This is a genomic window from Bradyrhizobium sp. 142, assembly GCF_023074015.1.
In the GTDB taxonomy this organism is placed as follows: domain Bacteria; phylum Pseudomonadota; class Alphaproteobacteria; order Rhizobiales; family Xanthobacteraceae; genus Bradyrhizobium.
Map to the genome: position 1 here is coordinate 1 of NZ_JADPKQ010000343.1, position 4,894 is coordinate 4,894.

3 protein-coding genes and 1 pseudogene are annotated in these 4,894 nt (G+C 58.0%); 1 reads left to right on the forward strand and 3 read right to left on the reverse strand.

The genetic code is table 11. The features are described from left to right. Positions 1-416 precede the first annotated feature (416 nt). The 3 genes and pseudogenes from IVA82_RS49155 to IVA82_RS32250 all read right to left on the reverse strand — a co-directional run bounded on the left by IVA82_RS49155 (position 417) and on the right by IVA82_RS32250 (position 3,748). Positions 417-1,799, reverse strand: coding sequence for a tetratricopeptide repeat protein (locus IVA82_RS49155; RefSeq protein ID WP_247390058.1), 1,383 nt, complete (start codon positions 1,797-1,799; stop codon positions 417-419). Beyond that, entirely contained in the window at positions 1,747-1,992 is a 246-nt protein-coding gene (locus IVA82_RS32245; protein WP_247390059.1) for a hypothetical protein, read from the reverse strand. Before IVA82_RS32245 ends, IVA82_RS49155 begins: the two co-directional genes overlap by 53 nt. Before the next feature lie 312 nt (positions 1,993-2,304). After that, positions 2,305-3,748: pseudogene (locus IVA82_RS32250) on the reverse strand (DUF1254 domain-containing protein). Positions 3,749-4,049: 301 nt separating this feature from the next. Between IVA82_RS32250 and IVA82_RS32255 the strand changes: the two are divergent. Next, on the forward strand, positions 4,050-4,727 hold the full coding sequence (locus IVA82_RS32255; protein WP_247390061.1) for a hypothetical protein: 678 nt from the start codon (positions 4,050-4,052) through the stop codon (positions 4,725-4,727). Positions 4,728-4,894 lie beyond the last annotated feature (167 nt).

The following is a 4,894-nucleotide window of genomic DNA, read 5'->3' on the forward strand; positions in this document are numbered from 1 at the left end:
GGGGCGCGCCTTCGAGTGCGTCAAGACAGATGAGATGGCGTCCCGACCTGCTTGATCCTCGCGCCGTGCTCGGGGCCGTCAAGGCGCAGCCTGGCAGCGATCGAGCAAGCCGTCAGAACAGCACGACGGCCGGCCTTGACGGCCCTTGCGCGCGGCGCGTCTGCGCGCGCAGGCCGGGACGAAGGAACGACCGCCAGGCACGAACAAAGGAACAGTGCGAAGTGAGGAGCTATCGATGACGTAACCAACATCCCTTACCCGCCGAGGTCTGCGAGAGGATTGAGACGACGATGGAGAATCGGTCTTCCCGGCGCATGCGAACACTGGTGACCCGAATGGCCCCTTCGAGGCCTGTCCGCTAATCAGCTCGAATGCGCGCTGATATCCATGATGGCCCGGAGCACAACACGCTCCAATCAGAGGCCGGATACATTGATGCAAGACCGCATCTGCCAGGTTGACGAAACCTCTTGCAACGCGCGGCCGGACCATACATATGGGTCAGAATGCGAAGAACTCAACCTGAGCAAATCTAGTCCGCTATGCCTCCCTGTGCGAACTTCAACCAGGCGGGGCGCTACTTCGCTGATGGGCCACCTGCGGAAAGTCACTGTTCCGGCAGCCCCGCTTTGCGTAGCGCTTGTTCCACATAAGCGCGCTGCTCTACGTAGGCAGGATCGTCCGACAGGTTCGGTGGCCCGGAATCTCGCAAGACTGGTGTAGTTCGGATTCAAGCGACCCGCTTCCGCCAGTGCCGCGCGGGCAGCTGATAGATCGTCTTTGATAGCCATGATCGCGGCGTAGTAAAGCTGGCCATATGCCAGTCTGGGATTCGTCGCCACCGACCTGCTGAGCCAGGTTAGCGCCTCATCGTCACGCCTGAGCAGGATCATCGCCCGCCCCATTTCAAACTGCCACGTTCCAAGACCCGGGTCGCGCGGACTGAGTTCAATGGCGCGTTCGAACAACGGGATTGCGTCAAGAGATTTCCCGGTGAAGACGAACGTCTCACCAAGAAAAAGCGTCGTTGTCGGTATGTTGCCGTTGATTTGCAGCGAGATCCTGTACTCCTCGGCAGCCTCCTTCTGCCGCCGCTGTGCCTGAAGGACGCGGGCGCGCAAGGCATGAGCGGCCGCATTATTCGGATCGAGACCGACTGCCTGCTGCGAAAGCTTGTCGGCACGACGTAAATCTCCTGCCGGGTCGGGCGATTGTCCATTGATAACCAGATTGGTCAGTGTCAGGGAAAGTCCTGTCATTGCCCTTAGCGTATGCGGATCAATTGCGAGCGCCTGCTCGAACAAGCGCCGAGCTTCCTCACGCGTTTCGGGCGTGGTCGGCTTGTACACCGCAGCCCATCCCTGCAAAGCGAAATCCGCCGCGGTGGGATTGGTTTGGTGCTCCAGTTCGATGCTGTGAGCCGCCAGAACAACCAGTTCCAAGCCCAACATGCGGGCGATCCGGCCAGTTATGTCATCCTGCAATTCCAGATAGCTGCTCCGCGGACGATCGAAACGGTCCGACCAGACATGGCCGCCCGTCTCTGTATCGATCAGCTGCGCGTTGACCCGAACCTGATCGCCGGCGCGCTGTACGCTACCTTCGAGCGCGAAGCGGACACCTAGTTCACGCCCGATCTGGCGGGCATCGATCGACTTGCCCTTGTAGGTGAATGCTGTGTTGCGTGCGATAACGAAGCTGCCCTGAATTCGCGAGAGATCGGTTGTCAGGCTGTCGGTGACCGCATCAGCGAAATAATCCTGTCCCGGATCGCCACTTAGGTTGTTGAAGGGAAGCACGACAATGGATAAGCGCGATGCTGCCATAGGTGACGGAACGGTTTTTGAAGACTGGACGAACAATGATGTGACGCCAGGGGGCGAAGTTCTTGATTCTTTGCACGTAGTCATGTTGGGTCTTCGGCGCGAACTTGCGGATCGTCATGTCTTCGATCATGCGCCGGCGCAGCGGGCTCACTGCCTCGTCGGTCATGGGGATGCTCCTGTTTTGTGTGAAGGTTGCGAACCCCTCATCTCAAAACAGGACGCCCGTTACGCTATCCTCTTGGCTGCGCTGCCAGCCGCAGCGTCCTACCGCGCGAGCGGTTTAGTCCCTTGGCCCACCACCGAAGTGGCGGCGCACCTCACTGAGGTCCGCTCTCCGAGGCATGGCAGACCAGATTTGCTCAGGTTGAGTTCTTCGCATTTTGATCCAAAGGCGACATCGCATCTTTCGGCAACAAGGGGCGGCCCCCCGAAAAAAAGCCAAGCGGGTCCTGGCAAGAGGCCGCCTTCTGTGTTGCCTCTATGAAACTCGCTTCAAGCCGGCCGGCTGCCACGTTCCCTCACCCGCTGGAAGGATCGAAGGGTGCTCAGTCTTTGGCCAGTAGAGCCGCATCACAAGGTAGATCGGGCCGTTTGGCGCTGGCAGCCAGTTGGCTTCCTTGTCCGAGCCGGGCGACTTGTTCTGGATGTAGAGCGTCAACGCTCCATCGGCATTCGTCTTCATCCCCGGCAACATCGGTGAGTTTATGAGGTAGTGATTGATCGGGTTTTCGATTAGCAGCTGCGTCTTCCCGTCGTACATCGTCAGTGACCAGAAGGAATTGACTGGCGGCTGCTGACCTGGGGGGAACGTCAGCGTGTAGTTATTTTTGCTGCCGTCGAGTGTCTGACCATCGCTATCAACGCGCGTGAGTGGGTACATCGCTTCCACAGCATCGTTGCCGTATATGCCCGCCTGCGCGGCAACAGCGCGCTTTAACCAATCGCCATTGTAGTGAGCATTGTCGCCCGGTATCGAGGCCACGCGCCAGCCGTTGATTGACTTGCCCAGATTGGCGACGGCCTCCTCGACCTTTCGATTACCTTCTTTCATGCCCAAGCCGATTTCGAGCTTGTCCTCCACCGACAGGTCTTTGAAGTTCATTGTTTTGCCCGGCCCGACGCCGATGCGTGCAAGCTGGGCGCGCATCTCCTTTTCATTCTCTTGCGGAGGTCCAAACTGTAGCGCGAAGTCGAGATACTCGAAAAAGTTTTTCTTGACCAACTCCTTGTCGATTTTCGGAAAGTCGATGATTGGGGCGGGCGGCGGTGCTGGCTGGGTCAGGTAGGCGGAAAGCATCTGCACTTTGTAGCCAGCCTGAACCATCTTGACGTTGTCGAGGTCGTCCGCATTGAAAAGCTGTGTGCGATATCCCGCAACCGACAACTCCGTGCTCGACCGGAATACCTTTTTAATGCCCGGCGGGGTCGCACCTTGCCAAGTCGGCCCGACAACCATGTAATCGCCCGCCTCACTCCCAAGTGGAATGGGTGCCAATGTAGCCGTAGTTGTAGGTATTGCCGTCGCAGAGCATGACTGAATAATAGCGTTTCGGGTCCATCGTAGGAACCGAAAGGACGACCGGCTCCGCCCGCAGGTCCATCCAAACGAACGAATACGGCGTATCACTGTTCGGCGTTACAATGGCCGTATCTTTGTAGGTGAATACGTTGGGTTCGTTCTTGATCTGATTAAACGGGGCCTTGAACTGTCCCGAGTTACGATCAACGGCGTATTCGTACATGACCGCGTAGTTCATCACGATGGGCAGGCCAAAGATGAAGCCGGCCTCGGCAATGTCCTTTGCCTTGAAGAAGGCTGGGCGGTCGGCGCTCGTCTGCGCTCTCACCGGAGAGGACCTCGTCATTGTAGCGGTAAAGCTAGCCAAGGCGGCGGAATGAAGAAATTCGCGCTTAGTGAACATTTCGTCCCTCCCTCTAAATTTTTGGTTGCGACGTTTCCTAACTTACAGCCGGAGGTTACGCCCTTTTGCCGCGCCCGCCTATGCAAAATGAGACGCCCCAAGCCTTGGATGGCCGCTGTTGGACCCATTGCCGACTTCGCGCTGTTTGATCCGGCAGCACTTAAAAATTCGGTGTTGATGGGGCAATCGGTAAAGCTAGCGCCGCCAAAGTTGCAGTAGTATATTCACGCCGCGCAATGTTGCTTCGGCATGCGCGCGGGCTGGCCCGTGCCCGCGTGTCCAACGCGCTGGAGTTTGCGCCATGAATTTTCACGTCCTTGCATTGCTCGTCGGATTGCTGACTGCGCTCCTTGGGAGGCCGGTCTCCGCGCAAATCGACCCACTTCGAGGACCTCCTGGATGCGTGCCGGTTGCTGAGCGACAAACTGAGCGCGGTTGTTATCTGCTCATATCAGACAGGCTCGGAAAGATGCCGAGCGGGCCGCTCTTTTGGCACATCGCCAGCTTTGCATCGCGAACGCAGGCCGAGAATTCCATGGGACCGTATTCCACCGTCATCGAAGCACTTGGCAAGGTCTGGCTGTTCACCATCGGGACAGAGAATCGGCCCGAGGGCGGTGAGCATGTTGCTACACTCGGGCCGTTCGATGTGGATGCTAAACTTGAGTATACGGCCACTTACGCTGAGGCGATCATGCTGCCCGGTGCAACCACGATGGTTCACCGTCACGCAGGACCAGAGCTGATTCACGTCCTCCAAGGCGAGGAATGCATGGAGACGCCAGACGGCAGGCAAATCGGCCGACCGGGAGGCAAGCCAGTCATTGTGCTCGCGAACGTCCCGCACAAGCTGACCGCCACGGGCAATATCGAACGGCGTGCATTAGCGCTCGTCCTGCACGATACGCGGGAACCTTGGGTCAATCGGGCACACGATCACGGCTGGCAAGAAAAAGGACTGTGCAAGGCCGTGGAATAGCTATCGGCACCGAAGTTGGAATGACGAAGTCCGCAAGTGGCCGATTTTGTTGCAGAACTGTCTTGAGGAGAAGGGCGAACCGTGATTCCGTCTAGGTAAAGCGGCCATCGACGGAGATTTCGATGATGGGTCGGTGCAAGAGTGAGCAGGGTCATCTGTTCTATGCG